Below are 21,755 nucleotides of genomic sequence, written 5' to 3'. Positions count from 1 at the left end.
CATCATAATGGTGGTAATCGTGCTAATGATTACGGATAAAGTGCGGTTATTTTTCATTGTGTTTTATCTTGAAAAATGAATGCGTAAAGAAATACCGAAATTTCCCGAGCTTGTCAAACAGAAAGTGACAAATTTTTCAGAAATTTTCTCAGTAAATAAATTTCGTGTAAACTAACCGCACTTTTATAAAGGAGAACCTATGGATATTCAGCATAATCTCAAGCTAATTCAGCAAAAAATTGAAACGGCTTGTAAAAAAGAAAATCGCAATCAAAATACCGTAAAACTACTTGCCGTATCTAAGACCAAACCTATTTCCGCTATTCTTTCGGCTTATCAAACTGGACAAATAGCCTTTGGGGAAAATTATGTGCAAGAAGGTGTAGAAAAGATCCAATATTTTGAATCGCAAGGTATTAACCTTGAATGGCATTTTATTGGTCCATTACAATCGAATAAAACACGTCTCGTTGCAGAACATTTTGATTGGATGCAAACGCTTGATAGATCAAAAATTGCAGATCGTTTAAATGAACAACGACCAATTAACAAAGCACCGTTGAATGTCTTGATTCAGATTAATATCAGCGATGAAGAAAGTAAATCAGGTATTCAACCTGAGGAAATGCTAACACTGGCAAAACACATCGAAAATTTACCGCACTTATGCCTACGTGGCTTAATGGCAATACCCGCGCCAACCGATAAGATCGCTGAACAAGAAGCCGTGTTCAGAAAAATGTCAGATCTATTTGAACAACTTAAACAAGCCTTACCCAATCAACAAATTGATACTCTTTCTATGGGAATGACAGATGATATGCCGAGCGCAATAAAATGCGGTTCTACTATGGTACGTATTGGTACTGCAATTTTCGGTGCAAGGGATTATTCAAAATAAATCTAAACAACCCGATTTAAAAAATTATCGTAAGAAAAAGCGAACCGCACATAAAAGAGCGGTTCGTTGTTTTATATTATTTTTGGCTACATACAGCAATAAAATGTAATTTATGTTCAGGATCATTAAAGGTTTTGAACATTCTTTTAAATTGCTCACGATTTTCCGCTTTCATAGCATTACGGATGATTTTTAACGTCCCAAGAATGCCCTCATCATAAATCATTCCTTTTGGTGAAAGTAAGGTCATCTCGCCAGAGAAAGTATCGACATTTCTAAAGCCACTTTCTTGGAACATTCCTTTCCATCCGTCTTTCGTTAATGGCGTGACAGTCACGTTAATCGCTTTGCGCATATTTTCAAGAATAGTTTGATGATCATTTCCCACCAGCATAACATCATGAGTAAGCAATAAGCCATTGGGTTTTAACACTCGAAAATATTCTGCAATGGCTTTTTTCTTAGCTTCCACGGGTAACATCGTCAGCATCGCTTCATTAATGACAATATCAAAACTTTCATCATCGAAAGGCAACTTCATCGCATTCGCACGCTGCACATGAATTTTTTCTTGCAAGCCATTTGCTTCGATATTTGCTTGTGCTTTTTCTAACGCATGTTCGTCTAAATCAACACCTTCAATATGGCAACCAAATTGCTTCGCCAATCCAATGGCTGTCGTTCCCATATTACAGGCAACCTCTAACACTTTTTTATCTTGGCTAAAATCGCCATTAGCAATTAACCAATCTGTCGCTTTTTTACCGCCTGGACGCAAACGAGTTTTACCTAAACGTGCAAGAAAATTATGCCCTACTTCATCTTTTGCCATATCTATCTCCTAGTAATTAACTTGGTTTTTATATTATAGATGAAAATTATTCTTATTAAAGTGGTAAAGCAAAAAATAACCCAACCGATTGGTTGGGCTATAAAAGATCAGGAAAATTTACCGCACTTTAAATCAATTAGGTTTCCATTCACCATTGAGCACGGTTGCTGTCACTTTATAATCTGACGTAAACACGGCTAAATTTGCGATTTTTCCTTTTTCTACCGAACCTAAACGATCATCAACACCAATTGCTCGTGCAGGATAAAGGTTACTCATTCGAATTGCTTCAGCAAGTGGAATTTCAACAAACTCCACTGCATTCTTAATAGATTCGATCATGGTAATTGATGCGCCAGCAATCGTACCGTTTGCATCAAAACAGCGGCCATCTCGAATATAAATAGTTTTTCCTACGAATGTGAAAGTTTCCAATTCTGGTGGCGCACCTGCTGCTGCGAGAGAGTCAGTCACAATACAGAGTTTGTCGCCTTTGATTTTTTTATCAATGCGAACATTACCGTAATTGATATGCACACCATCTACGATAATACCAGTGTAAACATCAGAATCTAGTACCGCCCCTACTACGCCCATAGCACGACCAGAACTAATTGGCGACATTGCATTATGCAAGTGAGTCGCAAAAGTTGCGCCTTTGTGGAATGCGGCTTTAGCGACTTCATAAGTCGCATTAGAATGGCCTACAGAGACAATAATGCCCGCTTTCACAAAATCAGGCGTATAGTTAATGGTTGGGTTTTCTGCGGCAATGGTAATTTTTGTAATGACATCACCATTTTCACAGAGGAAATCTTTCATTTCAGGCGTAATTTCACGAATATATTCAGGACGGTGTACCCCTTTTTTCTCAACGCTGATAAACGGTCCTTCAATATGTAAACCAAGCGCTTGGTTTTTATGCTTGTTTAAATATTCACGCATAATTTTCACCGCACTTTTTATATTTTCATCTGGTGCCGTGATAAAAGTTGGAAGGAAACTTGTACAACCTGATTTCAAGTTAGTTTCCTGCATAATTTCCAAGGTTTCAACGCTAGTTTGATCGTTAAACATCACGCCGCCACAGCCATTTAATTGAAGATCAATAAAACCAGCCGTTAAATTATTACCTTGCAAATCAATGGTTTTGATGCCTGTTTCTAATTCAGTTTGTGGAACTACCGCTTCAATAATTTCACCGTTAATAATTACAGCAAAATCACGTAAAACATCATATTTTGTGTAAATCACACAATTCGTTAATGCATATCTCATTTTTTGTCCTTAAATAAAATAATCAGAAAAATTACCGCTCTTTTGAGCGGTAGGTGCTTATAACACGCTATGAATGGCGCGTTGTTCTAATTCAGTAAAATATTTAACAGTTTTTACTTTCAATTCTTGTTGTGCAGGCTCATCACAAACTAACACAAAATGGCGATGTAGCTGAAGTGCACTTACTGTCCACATATGGTTCACACCACCTTCGACGGCAGCTTGAACTGCAAGTGCCTTATGATGGCCAGTCGCAAGGATCATTACTTCTTCAGCATCTAATAATGTGCCTACACCAATAGTCAAAGCATATTTAGGCACTTTATTCACATCATTATCAAAGAAGCGTGAATTTGCGATCAGCGTGTCTTGAGTTAACGTTTTAATACGAGTACGGGAACTTAATGATGACGCCGGTTCATTAAAGGCAATATGGCCATCATTGCCTACTCCGCCCATAAATAAATTAATTTTTCCGTAAGATTTAATTTTTTCTTCATAACGGCGACATTCCACATCATGATCATCCGTGTTGCCATTAAGAATATTGATATTTTCTGGCTGAATATCGATATGATTGAAAAAATTGTTATACATAAAACTATGATAACTTTCAGGATGTTCTTCTGGTAAACCCACATATTCGTCCATATTGAATGTTACCACATGCTTAAAGCTCACCTCTCCCGCTTTACAAAGTACGATTAATTCTTGGTAAGTTTTTAATGGCGTACCACCTGTTGGTAAACCAAGAACAAAAGGGCGTTCAGCCGTAGGATTAAAATGATTGATACGATCAACAATATGGCGTGCAGCCCAACGACTCACCTGTTGTTCGTTGTGTAGAGGGATAAGACGCATACTATACTTCCTTTATTTTCAATACCGTGGATAAACAAACCGACGGTTAAACATAATGGTTCCCCACTACGAAATAGAAAAACTGAGAAGCAGGAAACGAGAATTGCTACCCCAAGAGGGATAAATTATGAGTAACCTAGGGAAATAAATCCCCTAGGTTCTCACAATATTCCATTAATTATAAAAATTTCGCTTTCAACTCTTTTGCTTTAGCAAGCTGAGCATCTGTTGCTTTTGCTGTCATTGGCTCACGGCAATAACCCGCATCCACACCTTCTAATTTAAGCAATTCTTTGATGGTTAAATATAAACCGTTCGCTAAAATGCCTTCAATTAAATCATTGGTCACGTGTTGGATTTCTAACGCTTCGGCTAATTTACCCGCTTTGGTTAATTCAAAAATTTGACGAGCACGAACGCCGTTTACGTTGAAAGTTGAACCGATTGCACCATCCACACCAAGCGCGGCCGCAGGTAACATCATTTCATCGAAACCAGCCCAAATTAAGTGGTTTGGATAAGCTTTTTTCAAACGTTCTAATAAGTAGAAATCACCTGCTGTGAATTTTACCCCTAATACTTTCGGGTTTTTGTAAAGTTCACCAAATTGTTCAATGCCCATATTCACGCCAGTTAAGAACGGGATAGAATACACGATCATATTATTGCCTGTTTCTGCAATAATGGTGTCGTAATAATGTTTGATTTCAGGAAAACTAAATTTATAGTAGAACGGAGTAACTGCAGATAAGCTATCGTAGCCTAATTCTGTTGCATATTTACCTAATTCAACTGCTTCTTTTAAGTTTACGCTGCCCACTTGAGCAATTAATGCGATTTGATCTTTTGCTTCATCTTTTGCAATACGGAAGATTTCTTTTTTCTCTTCAGTTGAAAGCATAAAGTTTTCGCCTGTTGAACCACCCACATATAAACCATCAACTTTCATCTTATCGATATTGTGGCGGATAATTTGACGTAAACCTTTTTCATTAATTGTGCCATCTTCATTAAATGACACTAATAATGCACTGAAAATACCTTTTAAATCACGCATAAGTTTTCTCCTATTTTATACGTTGTTCAAGAATCACATTGAGAGTTTTTTGCTTGGTTTGAGCTGCAAGTTCTTCTTCGCCCTGCACTAACAAAGCATAAATTAAATCTAATACAAAAAGCTGTGCAATTTTGGTACCAATGGAGTCACCTTGTAGCTTCCCCTGTTTATTACCATTTACCAAAACATAATCAGCATATTCTGTAACGGGTGAACGCAAACTGTGAGTTAATGCCACTGTCGTTGCACCATTTTGTTTAGCAATTTTGAGTGTGTGCGCTGTTTCAGCGGAATAGCCGGAATGACTTAAACCAATTGCCACATCAGAAGACGTAAGTAATGCTGCCTGCATATACATAAAATGATTATTGCCTGTTGCATCCACTTGGAAACCGATGCGCATCAATTTATTTTTCGCATCTTCAGCTGTCACACCAGATGATCCCACGCCGAATAAAAAGATACGACGTGCTTTTTTAATGGCTTTAACCACTTGTTCAAGCTGTTTTAAATCTAATAAATTAACCGTTTCTTCCATTACATTAGAAACTGCCGCTTGCAACTTTTGCGCAATCGTTAAAGAATCATCGCTCGGCATAATTTCTGTTTCGAGCACAGTTTCATCATTGTTATCTTTTGTGGCAAGCTCAATGGAGAGTTCTAATTTAAAATCGCTGAAACCTTTAAAACCAATGGTTCGACAAAAACGGACAAGTGTGGCTTCTCCAACTTCCAAATGCTTAGCAATTTCAGAAAGGGGGCATTGAGACACCAAATCAGGCGAACGCAAAATCGTATCAGCAATTTTTTTCTCTGATTTGGTTAGGCTGTGGTAAAGCGAACTAATGGTGTTTAACACATTTCCGGATTTAGCCATAAATTGTTCCTTTTGGTTTATCAAGCAGAACATCTTTCACCCAATAAGCTGCGCCGACTAATCCTGCATCTTGACCAAATTTAGCAGATTCAATGTCACAGCTATATACATCAGGCATAGCCTGTAAGAAACGTTTGACTAATGGTAAATAACCTTCAGCCAACCCGACACTACCACCTACAACAACTTTTTGTACATCTAATCCAATCACTAAATCTGCCACTAAATTGGCAATGGCTTTGGCTGAACGTTCTATAAGTGCGGTAGCTTTTTCATCATTTTTTCTAAAACGTTCAAAAACTTCTTTTGGCTCACAAGGATCATCCCATTGGGAAGACACTGCTTCAATTGCACGCCCTGCAGCAATTGCTTCTACACAACCTCGACGACCACAACCACACATTGAGCCATTAGGATCCGCTAATGTATGCCCAATATGTCCTGCGATTCCCTTTGGACCAGTTTGTAATTGTTGGTTTAATATGACACCACCACCGACGCCAGTAGAAACCGTAATAAAAACAAAGTTTGATACTTTCTCTGGATCTTGAAGTTGATATTCCGCATAAGTTGCGGCTTGCGCATCATTTAATAAGCCAATTGGTTTATCCGTGTGTTTAGCAATACTTTCTTTTAGTGGAAATTGATTCAAACCACCCAAATTTTTAGGATTAAGTGCGGTTAAAACACCATCATTTATAATGCCAGTTGACGCCACCGCCACATAATCAAATTGCCCCGCATAATGAGTAAGAAGTTGTTCCAATGCTTGATGCATCCCTTCTACCACATCTTCACGCGGCGTATGAATTTGTTGGCGTTGTTCAACTTCGCCATTTTTTACGATAGCCGCCGCGATTTTTGTACCGCCAATATCTAGAGCTAAACAACGCATAACTTGTCCTTATAGTATGAAGTATTTTCTCACACGTCTTACGACTATCTTGCAGATTTCACAGAATTAGCGAACCAACTCACGATATGCTCAAGGCGAGTTAAAGCTGAACCAACGGTTACGCAATCTGCGCCAATTTCAATGGCCACTTTTGCCAATTCAGGGGTGTTATAGCGACCTTCTGCCATCACAAAACAACCCGCTGCTTTTAAATCTTTCACTAATTGATAATCAGGTTCTTCGGGAACTGGACCACCTGTATAACCAGACATTGTGCTCCCCACAATATCAAAACCGAGTTTTTGACAATACAAGCCTTCTTCTAAATTAGAGCAATCTGCCATAGCCAAACAGCCCATTTCATGGATTTTTTTCACCGCACTTTCAATATCAACTGGGCGAGGACGGCTAGTGCCATCTACCGCAATGATATCTGCCCCAGCATTGGCAAGATCTTCAATATCTTGCAGAAATGGCGTAATACGAATCGGACTATCAGGTAAGTCGCGTTTTACAATACCGATAATTGGAATGTTTACAAAAGGACGTGTCGCTTTAAGGTTATCTACACCTTCAATACGTAAACCTGATGCGCCACCAGCCACAGAAGCTTGTGCCATAGCAGAAACAATTTCTGGTTTATCCATTGGACCATCATCAACTGGTTGGCAAGAAGCAATGAGACCATATTGAATTTGAGAAAGCACATCTTGATGAGATAATTTCGACATAATATCACTCCTAAATATATTGAGGCCGATAATGCTCAAATGCTTTATTACAAGCCATCTAGGCGTTAGCATTATTTAGGCTCAATCATCCTCAAAAATATAACTGAGCCCCCATTTTCGTCAGTGCTTGGCATTATATAAAAACATAACTCCATTTTAAAAGTTTTTTTGAAGTATTTTTTTGCAAATGTGATCAACCTCTCAATTTTGAAATAAAACTTCAAAGATTAGTTCAAAAAGTATTTTTTTACTTTAGAATAACGTCCGAGTCGTTTTTTGATGTCATAAACATCAAGTATTCACTTTTAAGCTGAGCCAATAATGGCTTATATCAACATAGGTTCACACAGGAGCGAACATTATGAAATTTACTAAACTTTTCCTTGCAACTGCTATCACATTAGGCGTTTCTTCAGCCGTTTTTGCCGCAGATTATGACTTAAAATTTGGTATGAATGCGGGTACTTCATCTAATGAGTACAAAGCAGCAGAAATGTTTGCAAAAGAAGTAAAAGAAAAATCACATGGTAAAATTGAAGTTTCACTTTATCCAAGTTCACAACTTGGTGATGACCGAGCCATGTTAAAACAATTAAAAGACGGTTCTCTTGACTTCACTTTTGCTGAATCAGCTCGTTTCCAATTATTCTATCCTGAAGCCGCAGTGTTCGCGTTACCCTATGTAATCACCGATTACAACGTTGCACAAAAAGCCTTATTTGACACCGCATTTGGTAAAGATTTAATTAAGAAAATGGATAAAGATCTTGGTGTTACTCTACTTTCTCAAGCTTATAATGGTACACGTCAAACAACTTCAAATAGAGCAATCAACAGCATTGCAGATATGAAAGGTTTAAAACTTCGTGTACCAAATGCTGCAACTAACTTAGCGTACGCAAAATATGTAGGCGCATCTCCAACACCTATGGCATTCTCTGAAGTATATCTTGCACTTCAAACTAACTCTGTAGATGGTCAAGAAAACCCATTAGCAACAGTACAAGCGCAAAAATTCTATGAAGTGCAAAAATTCTTGGCGATGACTAATCACATTTTGAATGACCAACTTTATTTAGTGAGTAACGAAACTTATAAAGAATTACCAGAAGATCTTCAAAAAGTAGTCAAAGACGCCGCTGAAAATGCAGCAAAATACCATACTAAATTATTCGTAGATGGCGAAAAAGATTTAGTGACATTCTTTGAAAAACAAGGTGTTAAAGTGACTCACCCAGATTTAACGCCATTCAAAGATGCGATGAAACCATTCTATGCTGAGTTTGTAAAACAAACTGGTGAGAAAGGTGAAAAAGCATTAAAAGAAATCCAAGCTCTTAAATAATCTCTACACGTGCGCCAGCAATTTGGTTGGCGCACTCATTTTCGTTCTCCACAATCTCTCGGAGTGAAGTATGAAATTTTTTAACAAACTTGAAGAATGGATTGGTGGCGTACTGTTCCTTGTCATCTTCGGTATTCTTGTAGCCCAAATTCTATTCCGTCAAGCTTTCCACTCGCCGTTAATTTGGAGTGAAGAACTCGCTAAACTATTGTTTGTTTATGTAGGAATGCTCGGTATTAGCGTGGCAATTCGCAAACAAGAACACGTTTACATTGATTTCTTAACCAATTTAATGCCACCTTCAGTTAAAAAAGTCGCAAACTCTTTTGTACAGTTAGTGATTTTCCTTGGTATTATTTTCTTTATTCATTTTGGTATCAAAACTTTCCTTGGCTCTAGTTTCCCGATTGATGCATTAGGTGGAATTTCAGAAAAATGGATTTACGCTTCTTTACCGATCATTTCTATCCTAATGTTAGTGCGCTTCTTCCAAGCACAAGCGGACAATTTTAAAGAAGATAAAAGCTATTTACCTGCAACCTTCTTTATTGTAAGTGCGGTCATTTTACTAGGCATTTTGTTTACTTTCCCAGAGTGGTACAAAGTATTACGCATTACAGAATATGTGAAATTTGGTTCTAACTCTGTATACGTTGCCCTAATATTCTGGCTAGTTATTATGTTCCTTGGTGTGCCGGTAGGTTGGTCATTATTTATCACCACATTACTTTATTTCTCAATGACCAGATGGAACGTGGTAAACGCAGCAGCCGAAAAACTAACCATGAGTTTAGATAGTTTCTCATTACTTGCTGTGCCGTTTTATATCCTAACGGGTATTTTAATGAATACTGGCGGTATCACAGAACGTATCTTTAATTTTGCGAAAGCCTTACTCGGCCACTATACTGGTGGTATGGGTCATGTAAATATTGGTGCAAGTTTATTGTTCTCAGGTATGTCTGGTTCTGCACTTGCTGATGCGGGTGGCCTAGGTCAATTAGAAATCAAGGCTATGCGTGATGCAGGCTATGATGATGATATTTGTGGCGGGATCACTGCAGCATCTTGTATCATCGGTCCATTAGTTCCACCAAGTATCGCCATGATTATTTACGGTGTAATCGCCAACGAATCCATTGCGAAACTCTTCGTTGCAGGTTTTGTACCAGGCGTACTCGTTACGATTGCCTTGATGTTCATGAACTACTATATCTCTAAAAAACGTGGTTATCCAAGAACACCAAAAGCAACTCGTGAAGAACTTTGCACATCATTCAAAAAAGCGTTTTGGGCAATTTTAACCCCATTACTCATCATCGGTGGTATCTTCTCTGGCTTATTTAGCCCAACAGAATCTGCCGTTGTTGCTGCGACTTATTCCGTCATCATTGGTAAATTCGTTTATAAAGAATTAACCATGAAAATGCTCTTTAATAGCTGTGTTGAAGCAATGGCAATTACTGGTGTGGTTGCATTAATGATTATGACTGTGACCTTCTTCGGAGATATGATCGCGCGTGAACAAGTTGCAATGCGTATTGCAGATGTATTCGTTACCGTAGCTGATTCTCCATTGATGGTATTGGTGATGATCAATGCGCTCTTGCTCTTCTTGGGTATGTTCATTGATGCATTAGCATTGCAATTCTTAGTGTTACCAATGTTAATTCCAATCGCAATGCAATTTAATATCGACTTAGTATTCTTTGGTGTAATGACTACTTTGAATATGATGATCGGTATCTTAACACCGCCAATGGGTATGGCTCTCTTTGTGGTGGCGCGTGTGGGTAATATGTCAGTATCCACTGTGACTAAAGGTGTATTGCCGTTCTTAATACCGATATTCTTAACATTAGTATTAATTACGATTTTCCCACAAATCATTACTTTTGTACCAAATCTATTGATGTCTTAACACTAAAGTGCGGTTAAAAAAAGCAAGGCTTTTATAACCGCACTTTTTTTATGAAATAAATCCTATTCAATGCGGTTTTATGAATAGCAACCCATAAACATAACTTAATAAATGAGGTTTATTATGAAATTGACAAAAACAGCATTATGCGCCGCACTTTTTGCAACTGTTGCATTTTCAGCTAGCGCACAAGCCTATCCAGATTTACCAGTAGGAATTAAAAGCGGAACGGGCGCACTCATCGGCGATACCGTATATGTAGGCTTAGGCTCAGGTGGCAATAAATTCTATTCTTTAGACTTAAAAGATCCTGCTGCACAATGGAAAGAAATTGCCGCATTCCCTGGTGGTGAACGTAATCAACCTGTTGCAGCAGCCGTAGATGGAAAACTTTATGTATTCGGTGGGTTGCAAAAAAATGAAAAGGGCGAACTCCAACTTGTTAATGATGCTTACAGCTACAATCCAGCTGATAATACTTGGGTGAAACTTCCTACTCGCTCTCCGCGTGGTTTAGTGGGCTCAAGTAGCGCATCTCACGGCGATAAAGTTTATATTTTAGGTGGTTCTAACCTCTCTATATTTAATGGTTTCTTCCAAGACACCGTGGCAGCAGGTGAAGATAAAGCGAAAAAAGATGAAATCGCAGCCGCTTATTTCGATCAACGTCCAGAAGATTATTTCTTCACAACAGAATTATTGAGCTATGAACCATCAACCAATAAATGGCGCAATGAAGGTCGTATTCCATTCTCTGGTCGTGCGGGTGCGGCATTCACCATCCAAGGTAATGACTTAGTGGTGGTCAATGGTGAAGTGAAACCAGGCCTTCGTACCGCAGAAACGCATCAAGGTAAATTCACTGATAAAGGTGTGCAATGGAAAAACTTACCTGACTTACCTGCACCAAAAGGTAAATCACAAGATGGTTTAGCCGGTGCTCTCGCAGGCTATAGCCATGGCCATTATTTAGTCACGGGTGGAGCCAACTTCCCTGGTTCAATTAAACAATTCAAAGAAGGCAAACTTCATGCACATAAAGGTTTAACCAAAACATGGCATAACGAAGTTTATACTTTAAATAATGGTAAATGGAGTATCGTTGGTGAATTACCAATGAATATTGGCTATGGTTTCTCTGTGTCTTACAACAATAAAGTATTGCTCATCGGTGGTGAAACTGACGGTGGTAAAGCGTTAACCAGCGTTAAAGCCATTAGCTACGATGGTAAAAAATTGACCGTTGAATAATTTGGCATAGAATAATGTATAAGGCTTGAGGCAAAGAATGGGCTCAAGCCTTTTGATTTCATCAAAATATAAAAAATTAAGGAGATTATATGAGTGTACTTAGTTACGCACAAAAAATCGGTCAAGCCTTAATGGTGCCTGTGGCAGCCTTACCTGCTGCGGCATTATTAATGGGGATTGGCTATTGGATCGACCCAGATGGTTGGGGGGCAAACAGTCAATTAGCGGCATTATTAATTAAATCTGGTGCAGCAATTATTGACAACATGGGCTTACTCTTCGCTGTGGGTGTCGCTTTTGGGCTTGCAAAAGACAAACACGGTTCCGCCGCACTTTCAGGTCTTGTGGGTTTCTATGTAGTAACCACTCTACTTTCCCCTGCTGGTGTAGCACAATTACAACACATTGATATTAGTGAAGTGCCTGCAGCATTCAAAAAAATCAATAACCAATTTATCGGGATTTTAATTGGTGTAATTTCAGCTGAACTTTACAACCGGTTCTATCAAGTTGAATTACCAAAGGCACTTTCGTTCTTTAGCGGAAAACGCCTCGTCCCAATTTTGGTTTCTTTCGTCATGATCGCCGTATCATTTGCCTTACTCTATATTTGGCCTCATATTTTTAATGCGCTCGTTTCATTTGGTGAATCCATCAAAGATTTAGGTGCAGTCGGTGCGGGGATCTACGGTTTCTTCAACCGTTTATTAATTCCTGTTGGCTTACACCATGCCTTAAACTCTGTATTCTGGTTTGACGTAGCAGGTATCAACGATATTCCAAACTTCTTGGGCGGTGCTAAATCCATTGCCGAAGGTACTGCAACTGTGGGTGTAACGGGTATGTATCAAGCTGGTTTCTTCCCAGTGATGATGTTTGGTTTACCAGGTGCGGCTCTTGCAATTTATCACTGCGCAAAACCAAATCAAAAAGTACAAGTGGCCTCAATTATGCTTGCGGGTGCATTAGCCTCTTTCTTTACAGGGATCACTGAACCGCTTGAATTCTCATTTATGTTCGTTGCGCCTGTACTTTATGTATTGCATGCATTATTAACGGGTATTTCTGTATTCATTGCAGCCACAATGCACTGGATCGCAGGATTCGGCTTTAGTGCTGGTTTAGTGGATATGGTACTTTCTAGCCGCAACCCACTTGCCGTTAGCTGGTATATGTTACTTATACAAGGTATTGTATTCTTTGCTATCTATTATTTTGTGTTCCGTTTTGCAATTAATGCCTTTAATCTCAAAACGCTAGGACGTGAAGATAAAGCAGAAACAGCTGCAGCCCCAACACAAAACAACCAATCTCGAGAAGAAAAAGCGGTGAAATTTATCGCTGCTTTAGGTGGTTCAGAAAACTTCAAAACTGTGGATGCTTGTATCACTCGTTTACGCTTAACTTTAGTTGACCATCACAATATTAATGAAGATCAACTTAAAGCGCTTGGTTCAAAAGGTAATGTAAAATTAGGTAATGATGGATTACAAGTCATTTTAGGGCCTGAAGCTGAACTTGTAGCAGAAGCGATTAAAGCAAAATTAAAATAAATTTTGACCGCGCTTTACATGCCGTCTATCACTAGGCGGCATTTTTATTAATGAGATTTAGCGATGTTATTTATTCCACCACCACTACTCTGTTTATTAATTGGCACAGCAATGTATTTTTTGCCAAAAGTAGCGAGTTATTCTGTCCATTTTGCAGTTATTGCCTTTGTCATTACTTTTTCATTTTTGATTGCTGGAGGCAGTGTGGTTCAATTTTTTATCCGCAAAACGACCATCAATCCTCATGACTTTAAACATACAACACAATTAGTTTCTACAGGCATATTTCGATTTAGCCGTAATCCAATGTATTTAAGTTTGCTGTTAATGTTAATTGCGTGGGCTCTTTGGTTAGGTAATAGTTTGGCTTGGTTAGGCGTGATTGTCTTTATACTAGTGATGAATCGCTTTCAAATAGCCCGAGAAGAAGCCTATTTGGAAAGTAAATTTGGCGATGAATATCGTCGTTACAAACAAAAAGTAAGACGCTGGCTATAAAAAACACCTTCACAAGGAAGGTGTTTTTATCAACTTAAAATCTATTTCTTCGGTGCCTGCATAAAGCGGAAGAAATCACTATCTGGTTTTAAAATCATCATATTATCAGAATTTGCAAAACTCGCTTCATAGGCTTTTAAGCTACGCACAAAAGTAAAGAATTGTGGTTCTTGAGCAAAAGCATCTGAATATAATTTTGCAGCCGCAGCATCGCCTGAACCTCGTAATTCTTGTGCAGTTTTATTTGCATTAGCAAGAATTAACGTCACTTTACGATCTACATCTGCTTGGATAAATGCAGCTTTTTCTTTACCTTGAGAACGGTGTTCACGCGCAACTGCATCACGTTCTGCACGCATACGTTGGTAAATTGAAGAAGATACTTCGTCCGGTAAATTAATTTGTTTTACACGCACATCAATCACTTCAATACCCAATTCTGCCGTACTATCTTGCCCTGAATTTAAAGCTTTTTTTGCCCCTTCCATTAATTCACCGCGTGTACCAGAAACGATATCTTTAATGGTTCTTGTACCAATTTCAGAACGCAAACGGTCGTTTACTTTACGACTTAACAAGCTTGAAGCTTGGGTATAATCGCCACCACCAGTAGATGTATAGAATCGACCGAAATCACTGATTTTCCATTTCACATAAGAATCTACTAGCAAGTCTTTTTTCTCAACAGTAACAAAACGTGTTGCCGAACCATCTAAAGTACGAATACGCGCATCTAAAACTTTAATGCTATCAATCAAAGGCACTTTAAAATGCAAGCCTGGTTCATAGACAACCACTTTGTTATCTGCATCACGTTGTACTTTGTTGAATCGCAACATAATACCGCGAGTACCTTCCGTCACGACTACGACACTGGAATACACCACTGCCACAATGACAAAAATGGCTGGTAATAAAAATTTACGCATTAGTTAAATCTCCCTTGGCGAATCGGCTCAACAGTGCTTGGTAGTTGGCTTGAAGAATGATTAATACGCTCTGGCTGTGATAAAACAGGCGCAGATTCTACCGCTCTTTCTGTTACGGCTGGCGCTTTAGCTGATACTTTTTTACCCATGATTTGTTCTAACGGTAATACAGTTAAATTGTTACCATTATTGCCATCAAGTATCACTTTTGGGGTATTTGCCATGACTTTTTCCATGGTTTGAATATATAAACGCTCACGCAGTAAATCTGGCGCAGCTTTAAATTCAGGCAACAAACGCTGCAAACGTTCCACTTCGCCTCGTGCATCTAACACAATACGATCTTTATAAGCTGTCGCTTCTTCAATAATACGTTGTGCATCACCACGTGCAATCGGCTCTTTCTCACGGGCATAGGCCTCCGCTTCACGAATGAAACGTTGTTCATCTTCCTGCGCTTTAATCGCATCATCAAAAGCATCTTTTACTTCTTCAGGTGGGCGCGCAGATTGGAAGTTCACATCAATAACCTCAAGTCCCATATCATAGGATTTAATAATGTCATTTAACGCTTTCCACGTATCTTCACGAACAACCGCACGGCCTGTTGTTAAAATATCATTCATTGACATATGGCCGATCACATAACGCAATGCACTGTCAGTCGCTTGACCTAAACTGTCATCAGCATTCGTCACGCTAAAACGATATTTAGCAGGATCTTGTACGCGATATTGCACGGTCATTTCTACACGAACCATATTTTCATCTTTAGTCAGCATTGAACCTTGCGTGCGAAGTTCTTTAACCTGCTCAACATTCACCGGCAATACTTTATCTACAAATGTTGGTTTCCAGTTCAAACCTGGTTGAACAATAGAATGCAACTCACCAAAACGAAGCACCACACCACGCTCAGCCTCTTTAATGGTGTAGAAACCACTTACCCCCCAAATAATCGCACCAATGGCAACAGCAAGCGGCACCACTTTTCCAAAATTAAATGGCGTACTATTTTGAGTACTACCATTATTTTGACCGCTCTTTTTATTTCCACCACCTAATTTTCTGAGAAGGTTATTAAAAATCTCCTCAATATCTGGCGGAGATTGTTCTTGATTCTCACGATTTTGATTGTTATTCCATCCATTATTATTGGATGAATTTCCCGGCTGTTGGTCGTTGCTTTGCCCTGGTTTACTCCAAGGATCGCGATCTGAACCGTTCTGTGACATTTCATTCTCCATTTGTCAAAAAATTGTTAAGAGTTTAGCTAAATAAATGGGGCGCGTCTATGAAAATGCAAGAGAGGATAACCATTAATTTCGCCGCACTTTCAAGTTATCCCCCTTAGGAGCGGAGATTTTTTCCGTTAGCGTTAGATAGCTTTTACTGTTTGCTATCGTAGCAGTTACAGCCTTAACAGATTTTTAAATTAAGATTACCTTTAATAGCAATACGCATATTTTCAGAAAAAGCAATGTTAATTCTCATCGCAGCTTAGAGGTCTTGCTCTCTCGTGATATTTCCGTAGAAAATTGGGTGTGCTTACGCTAGATTGGATGTAAAGTTATAAGGTTTACTTAACACAAGCATAATTGAAAATACAAAAAGTGCGGTCAATTTTTTGGGTGCAGATCAAAGTGCGGTCAATATTCAAGAGATTTTAAAATTCACTGAATATTGACCGCACTTTTAAGCACCTTTGTTAATTACTGCCAAGGCTTAGCATCAGGTTTGCTATGTTTTTTTCGCCATTGGATACATATTGGCCTATTCCACATTGTTCTTTCTTCACAGATTGGTCCGCCTTTTAAATACCAGCCTTTTTTCTCTAAACAAAGATTCACCTCCGGATCATCACTTTCACCGGTAACAAAATCCATACCGCAATCCTTCATATCTTTTTTTCTTCTAGCAAGATATTTAGTTAAAACATCAGGATCTGAGTTCGGAAATAATGCTGTCTCATTATGTAGCTGCCAATGATCATGTGGTGGAAGTGGTTGAAACCATCCACTACAGCTTGTAAGCAATAAGATTGAGGGTATTAAGAATAAAAATCTTATTTTCATTTTATTTCTCCTTCGCTTTATTTAATTCAAAAATAGTTCTTTCATTACCCATTTTAAGATCTCCTCCAGTTCTATATCCGTCAGTAATACATTGTCGTTGCCCTAAGCCATGGCAATTATGTACGGATAAACGTTCATCACTAAACATATCTGCTGTTCGCTGTAACCAGCTTTTATTCAGATTATTTTCAGATGTTGTTGCAGGGTTTCCTCCCAATAAAATCGGCATACTACCTACTGGGTCACTAGCATGATTCTCAATCCGAATTGAACCATCTGAAGTGGTTCTTTCTTTACCCGTTTGCAATTGACTTAAATAGCCATCCGCTCTTGTTACATCTGCCGTGGATAGTCTGCGTGAGCATGTTTAATACCGCCGACCTCAACTCGAGCTATCGTGCCGGTGCTAAGGTCATTAATTGCCTGATAACCCTGTAAGGCAAGCACCGCGCTGGCGAGCGTCATCATAGGGGATAATAAAAAGTGCGGTTCAATTTTTACGCATTTGATAAAACACTGCAAAATCTTACCGCACTTTGACGACGCTTAATGTTTATGTTTTGCACGCTATTCGCAAACAAAAACATAAGTGTTTTTTTCCTCCCACTCGACTTTACTATCTAACCCCAAATTCCTTTTCCTTTTTTCTTAAGCATTTGATTAATTCCAGGTTCGATTTTTCTCTTTCCTCTTCAGTATTTTCCGGTAAATATTTTGTTTCTTCATAACAAATATCCCGTATTTTTTTCTTCATCAGATAATTTAGTTGGAATGTTGCCATTCCACCATCTGACAAGATAAGAATCTTGCTCTAAGCCGCAACCGGATAAAGTAAGAATATATATAATAGAGAGTGTAAGTTTTTTCATAAAAGAAATCATTATTAATACCTTTTTTCTTTCATACAGCTATCTACATATTCCATACGATCATAGTATCCTTCTTCTTTTTCGTTAGGATATATTTCATAAGCCTTATCAAGACATTTTTTAATTGCACTCATCTTAGATTCGGAAGGACGAATACCATCATTCCAAAACCTAACCATGGGATCATTGACATCTGAAATACAAGAAGTCAGTAATATAAATAAAGGTATTAATATTTTTTTCATTTTCTTACTCATTATTTTATTGCTTGAGGCTTAACTTCAATTGGTAAAGACGGATTTGGATTATTTTTTGTTGGTTGCCACTTTTCCTTAAACTCTTCCCCCACGATGGCGCAAGCGTCCTCGCTTGTGCCTATCAACTAAAAGTGCGGTCACAAAATCCAAAGGATTTTGAACATTGGTTCTCCCAACATTTATGGGTAAAATTCGCAATGTTTTTATTAAACAGCACCAGCGTGGACGCTGGCGCTATCATTGGGGAATTTAATTTTTTAGCATATTTCTTGAAACATCATCTATACTACTAGTATCCTTCTTGTTCCATGCAGGCTCTTGTATATGGAACTCTTTTCGAGCCATCAGGATCTATTGATTGAGGATACATTTCTTCAGATTTACGTATACATAGACTATATGCCTCCATTTCATTTTGAGATGGCATTACTCCGTTATTCCAAAATCTTTCAATGGGGTCATCAAATAACACTCCACAGCCAGATAAATAAAATATTAAAGGTAAAATAAAAATAACATAAAATATTTTATGCATTTATCCTCCTATTTAGGCTTAACTATTTGGGGTAGTGATGGATTATCATTTTCGTTTATAGGAACCCATTTCTTATTAAATTCTGCACTATATTTATTGGTAGCTTTATTATCTTCAGAAACGACTATTCCCTTATCATTGATATACTGACCTTGTTCATTTATTAAGTGTGGATTAGGAACTTCCGCAAAATAACTACTATGCGAATAAGTAAACCAAGTATTTTCCACTCCGCCTGTCGGTTCATTACCGCCTACAATATATTTACTACGCAAACCAATTAATGGTGTTCTTCCCACAAAGTCGGTGTAATGCACTGCAGATTTTACTGTGCCGTTACTTGTTTTCTCTTGGTTATTTTTATCTAAATAGCGATAGCTTCCGTTAACATGTGCAAGTTGATTGGCGTAATCCTGCACATTCGTCGCCGTGCCGTAAAAACGGGATTCCCGAATCGTAATATTGGTTAAACCGTTTCTATTGGCATATTGTAACGCCACACTTGCTGTTAGACCGCCTCGGCTGTGATTACTCAAATCAATTTGATACTTGTTGTCTTTAGCATATTGGTAAAGTTTCACATTCGCTTTTTCTGCTGTCGTTAACGGTAATCTGCCTCCCAATAAATCATTAGTTTTATCGTAAGCAGCATAAAGCAATTCCGAAAGCGGGTTACTTGTAGGTCGGTTATAAACCACTGCAACACCCTCTTTATTGGTTGCCCATTTGTTCTGTTTTATCGCATTTTTTAATGCGTCATCTAACGGATTCATAATACCGTTATTAGAAATGGTAATAACATTATTCAAATCACTCGGCTTTAATTCGGAAATATCAAAAATTTGACGTTTATCTCCTATTTCTGCTCTACCATTTTCTGTCGGGCGTTTTGAACCATCTCGATTTACATTCGAACAATATAACGAGTCTCGCTTACAAGTTGTTAACCAAATTTGTTCAGGCGCGGTAGCCGCTCTAACAACCGGGTCGGTCGCAACGGCTGTTCCGACGTATTTTGTTGCATCAGCATTGCCCCAACCTTGTAAACCTCCAAGTGCCAAATCTACATAAAAAGCAACTTTCTCAAGTTTATTTGCACTATTATCTAATGCCAGAGATTCATCTGTGTTATAGCCTGTTTTACCGTCTTCTCCGCGAGTATTTCTACGGATTTCAACGGCTTCAGCTCGTTTCTTATCTGCGATATTATACAGTTCTTTCTTAATATCTTGGCGGGTTCGGTCAAATTCTTGAGTCACATTTCTTTGTAAATCAATTTCTCTTTGAACCTCATCTTTATTAAAACGGTTCTCTAATTTGCCACTTTGACTTTGAGCACTATCGAGAGTGATATCTGTTTTTATAGCAGAAATAGTTTCATTAACCGTTTTCCCGGTGAGAGACTCTTGTGTACTTGTATCACGAATTTCAATATTCTTAGTATTAATACCACTTTTTGTTGTGCTTGATTGGCTATCCTTGTCATAACCAAATCCAACGCTATGTGTTGTTTCTACAGAATCCCATCCAGCTGCTAAAATTGGATTATCCGTTTTTACTGTAGTTTCTTTACCGTTCGCATCTCTATACAAAGGCTGGCCTTCCGCATTTTTAGCCTGAACGCCACTTTGTGCTTGACCATTTTCACCAAATGGTGTGTCAAAATTCGCTGCCACACTGCCGCTCACACCAAAACTACTTCCGCTATAGTTTGAATGGTTTTCTATATCTGAATGAGTCAGGCTGCCGGTGCTAAACCGATTTTTACCCTCATCCTCCGCCTTTTGTGTCGAGGTGATAAGACCGCCTTTTAAATCCGTATGGTTGACATCAATGTCATACCCTTCATCCCCTGCATAGATGCCGGCTTGCTCATTGACGCTGGCATGGTCGGCGTTGACTTTGGACTTGTTGTAGCTTCCCCCTGCTGAGGCGCCATAACCCACAGTCACACTCCCACTTACGTTCATTTGGTTGCCTTTGTATGTGGCGGTGTCTTGCAAGCTTTCGATGTTGAGGTTTTGGGCATTGATTTCTACACGTTTGCCTTTCACTTGGCTACCGATTAGGTTCGCATCACCACCTGCATTAATCACGGTTTTACTTTGGCTATCTCCTACATGACTAACAACATAAGTAGTTTCATCACCATTACCGTAACCTTTTCCGTAATTACCGCCGAAAGTAGCCCCAGCAGCCGCACCATTACTCACTTTTATCGCCACCCCTGCATTAAAGCCGCTCGATTTATTGGTGCTGCGCTCTTTGTGCGTTTGTTCGGCAGCCGTGATGTTGATGTCGTTCTCTGCCCCCAAGAAGGTTCCTTGTTTACCAGACACATCCGAACCGTTAATGGTGATGTTGGATGCTTTGCCTGCCCCTGTAGCAACAATATTTACTTTGTCTCCGGCATTCACTTGAGATTTGGCCGCGGTTTTTCCTTCAGTATGCATACGTGATTCGCTCTTTTGTTGGCCGTAAGTGATTTGTACCCCCACGACGGAATCCATATTTCCATTTTCCATCGCCTCTTGCATCGCTTTTCCTGCCTGTCCCACCGCTTGTCCGGCTCGATAGGCATCCATCGCCGAGTTCGCCGCCGCCATGGCGTTGACTCGGTCATTTTTGCTTTGACCGACGCGCTCAACGGATTTCATCGTCCCTTGCACGGATTGTAAAGCAGACAGTATCGGAGAAGTAACGGCAAGGGTTACCCCTTTTTGCTCAAAGGTTTGTTTGGTATTGGTTTCGTATTTGTCATCTGCAGCTTTAATATCGACTTTTTTCGCCAGAATATTCACATCGCCATCTTTGATTGCACTCACCTTACTAGCGGTTTGAGTATAAGTGTTTTCCGCAATCATCGTAGTATTACCGTTCAAGCTACCTACTTGGCTACCTTGTGCATAAAGCTTAGTCTGATCACTTTCCGTGGTTTGTTTTTGAGAACCAAAGGTTACGCTAATACCACCTCCCAACATGCCTGATTTTTTCTTGCTATAAAAATCATCAGAATAAACTCGGTTCTCAGCTTCGCGAATATTAATGTTCTTACCTTTCACCGTTAAGCTATCATCACCCACAACACCA

Annotated in this window: 21 protein-coding genes and 1 other annotated feature (1 of these 22 running past the window's edge); of the genes, 6 read left to right on the top strand and 15 right to left on the bottom strand. The window is 38.9% G+C overall.

From position 1 onward, the window contains the following. Positions 1-29, bottom strand: a sequence feature (Thr leader region); it reaches 90 nt to the left of the window's first position. Between the two features lie 170 nt (positions 30-199). Next, positions 200-901: a YggS family pyridoxal phosphate-dependent enzyme gene (locus DV415_RS02820; RefSeq protein ID WP_118782200.1), complete on the top strand. Its 702-nt coding sequence runs from the start codon at positions 200-202 to the stop codon at positions 899-901. A 76-nt stretch (positions 902-977) separates the two neighbouring features. Here the strand turns inward: DV415_RS02820 and DV415_RS02815 are convergent, their stop codons facing one another. The 7 genes from DV415_RS02815 to DV415_RS02785 all read right to left on the bottom strand — a co-directional run bounded on the left by DV415_RS02815 (position 978) and on the right by DV415_RS02785 (position 7,432). Further along, entirely contained in the window at positions 978-1,733 is a 756-nt protein-coding gene (locus DV415_RS02815; RefSeq protein WP_118782201.1) for a class I SAM-dependent methyltransferase, read from the bottom strand. Between the two features lie 132 nt (positions 1,734-1,865). After that, positions 1,866-3,011, bottom strand: a complete 1,146-nt coding sequence (nagA, locus tag DV415_RS02810; protein ID WP_118782202.1) for an N-acetylglucosamine-6-phosphate deacetylase — start codon at positions 3,009-3,011, stop codon at positions 1,866-1,868. 57 nt (positions 3,012-3,068) lie between these two features. After that, the gene (gene nagB / locus DV415_RS02805) at positions 3,069-3,872 is read right to left on the bottom strand and encodes a glucosamine-6-phosphate deaminase (protein ID WP_118782203.1); all 804 of its coding nucleotides are present in this window, start codon (positions 3,870-3,872) and stop codon (positions 3,069-3,071) included. Positions 3,873-4,050: 178 nt separating this feature from the next. Next, positions 4,051-4,929 carry an N-acetylneuraminate lyase gene (nanA, locus tag DV415_RS02800; RefSeq protein ID WP_005631506.1) on the bottom strand — a complete coding sequence of 293 codons (879 nt, stop codon included), beginning with the start codon at positions 4,927-4,929 and terminating at the stop codon, positions 4,051-4,053. Positions 4,930-4,939: 10 nt separating this feature from the next. Further along, positions 4,940-5,806 carry a MurR/RpiR family transcriptional regulator gene (locus DV415_RS02795; RefSeq protein ID WP_005625613.1) on the bottom strand — a complete coding sequence of 289 codons (867 nt, stop codon included), beginning with the start codon at positions 5,804-5,806 and terminating at the stop codon, positions 4,940-4,942. Next, a complete protein-coding gene (locus DV415_RS02790; protein ID WP_118790183.1) occupies positions 5,799-6,701 on the bottom strand; it encodes an N-acetylmannosamine kinase in 903 nt (300 codons plus the stop codon). Before DV415_RS02790 ends, DV415_RS02795 begins: the two co-directional genes overlap by 8 nt. A 44-nt stretch (positions 6,702-6,745) precedes the next feature. After that, positions 6,746-7,432 (bottom strand): putative N-acetylmannosamine-6-phosphate 2-epimerase, encoded by a 687-nt coding sequence (locus tag DV415_RS02785; protein WP_005646238.1) that lies wholly within the window; start codon positions 7,430-7,432, stop codon positions 6,746-6,748. Between the two features lie 358 nt (positions 7,433-7,790). On the opposite strand from DV415_RS02785, the gene DV415_RS02780 reads away from it, so the two are divergent. From DV415_RS02780 to DV415_RS02760, 5 genes are all read left to right on the top strand, one after another. Continuing rightward, positions 7,791-8,777, top strand: coding sequence for a sialic acid TRAP transporter substrate-binding protein SiaP (locus tag DV415_RS02780; RefSeq protein WP_118790182.1), 987 nt, complete (start codon positions 7,791-7,793; stop codon positions 8,775-8,777). Positions 8,778-8,847: 70 nt separating this feature from the next. Further along, the gene (locus tag DV415_RS02775; protein ID WP_118791527.1) at positions 8,848-10,698 is read left to right on the top strand and encodes a TRAP transporter large permease subunit; all 1,851 of its coding nucleotides are present in this window, start codon (positions 8,848-8,850) and stop codon (positions 10,696-10,698) included. A gap of 123 nt (positions 10,699-10,821) precedes the next feature. Beyond that, a complete protein-coding gene (locus tag DV415_RS02770) occupies positions 10,822-11,949 on the top strand; it encodes an N-acetylneuraminate epimerase (protein WP_192879080.1) in 1,128 nt (375 codons plus the stop codon). Between the two features lie 89 nt (positions 11,950-12,038). Beyond that, positions 12,039-13,502, top strand: coding sequence for an N-acetylglucosamine-specific PTS transporter subunit IIBC (nagE, locus tag DV415_RS02765; RefSeq protein WP_118790179.1), 1,464 nt, complete (start codon positions 12,039-12,041; stop codon positions 13,500-13,502). A 63-nt stretch (positions 13,503-13,565) separates the two neighbouring features. Then, complete coding sequence (locus DV415_RS02760) at positions 13,566-14,000, top strand: methyltransferase family protein (protein WP_118790178.1); 435 nt, start codon at positions 13,566-13,568, stop codon at positions 13,998-14,000. A 41-nt stretch (positions 14,001-14,041) separates the two neighbouring features. On the opposite strand, the gene hflC is transcribed toward DV415_RS02760, so the two are convergent. The 8 genes from hflC to DV415_RS02725 form a co-directional block, all read right to left on the bottom strand. Beyond that, the gene (gene hflC / locus DV415_RS02755) at positions 14,042-14,929 is read right to left on the bottom strand and encodes a protease modulator HflC (protein ID WP_118790177.1); all 888 of its coding nucleotides are present in this window, start codon (positions 14,927-14,929) and stop codon (positions 14,042-14,044) included. Continuing rightward, positions 14,929-16,164, bottom strand: coding sequence for an FtsH protease activity modulator HflK (gene hflK, locus DV415_RS02750; RefSeq protein ID WP_192879079.1), 1,236 nt, complete (start codon positions 16,162-16,164; stop codon positions 14,929-14,931). Before hflK ends, hflC begins: the two co-directional genes overlap by 1 nt. 477 nt (positions 16,165-16,641) lie before the next feature. Continuing rightward, on the bottom strand, positions 16,642-17,004 hold the full coding sequence (locus DV415_RS02745; RefSeq protein WP_118790175.1) for a hypothetical protein: 363 nt from the start codon (positions 17,002-17,004) through the stop codon (positions 16,642-16,644). A gap of 1 nt (position 17,005) precedes the next feature. Then, positions 17,006-17,233 (bottom strand): hypothetical protein, encoded by a 228-nt coding sequence (locus tag DV415_RS02740; protein ID WP_080351559.1) that lies wholly within the window; start codon positions 17,231-17,233, stop codon positions 17,006-17,008. Between the two features lie 387 nt (positions 17,234-17,620). After that, the gene (locus tag DV415_RS10180; RefSeq protein WP_192879078.1) at positions 17,621-17,785 is read right to left on the bottom strand and encodes a hypothetical protein; all 165 of its coding nucleotides are present in this window, start codon (positions 17,783-17,785) and stop codon (positions 17,621-17,623) included. Between the two features lie 102 nt (positions 17,786-17,887). Next, entirely contained in the window at positions 17,888-18,118 is a 231-nt protein-coding gene (locus DV415_RS02735) for an ErpY protein (protein ID WP_239990903.1), read from the bottom strand. 301 nt (positions 18,119-18,419) lie between these two features. Next, positions 18,420-18,665, bottom strand: coding sequence for a hypothetical protein (locus DV415_RS02730; RefSeq protein ID WP_118790173.1), 246 nt, complete (start codon positions 18,663-18,665; stop codon positions 18,420-18,422). Positions 18,666-18,673: 8 nt separating this feature from the next. Next, positions 18,674-21,755: hemagglutinin repeat-containing protein (locus tag DV415_RS02725; RefSeq protein WP_192879077.1), on the bottom strand; the 3,082-nt coding region annotated here is incomplete at its 5' end.

The sequence above is a fragment of the Haemophilus haemolyticus genome, assembly GCF_003490595.1.
Lineage (GTDB): Bacteria > Pseudomonadota > Gammaproteobacteria > Enterobacterales > Pasteurellaceae > Haemophilus > Haemophilus haemolyticus_L.
The sequence above is the reverse complement of the archived record's forward strand: the minus strand, read 5'-3'. Positions and strand labels throughout refer to the sequence as shown.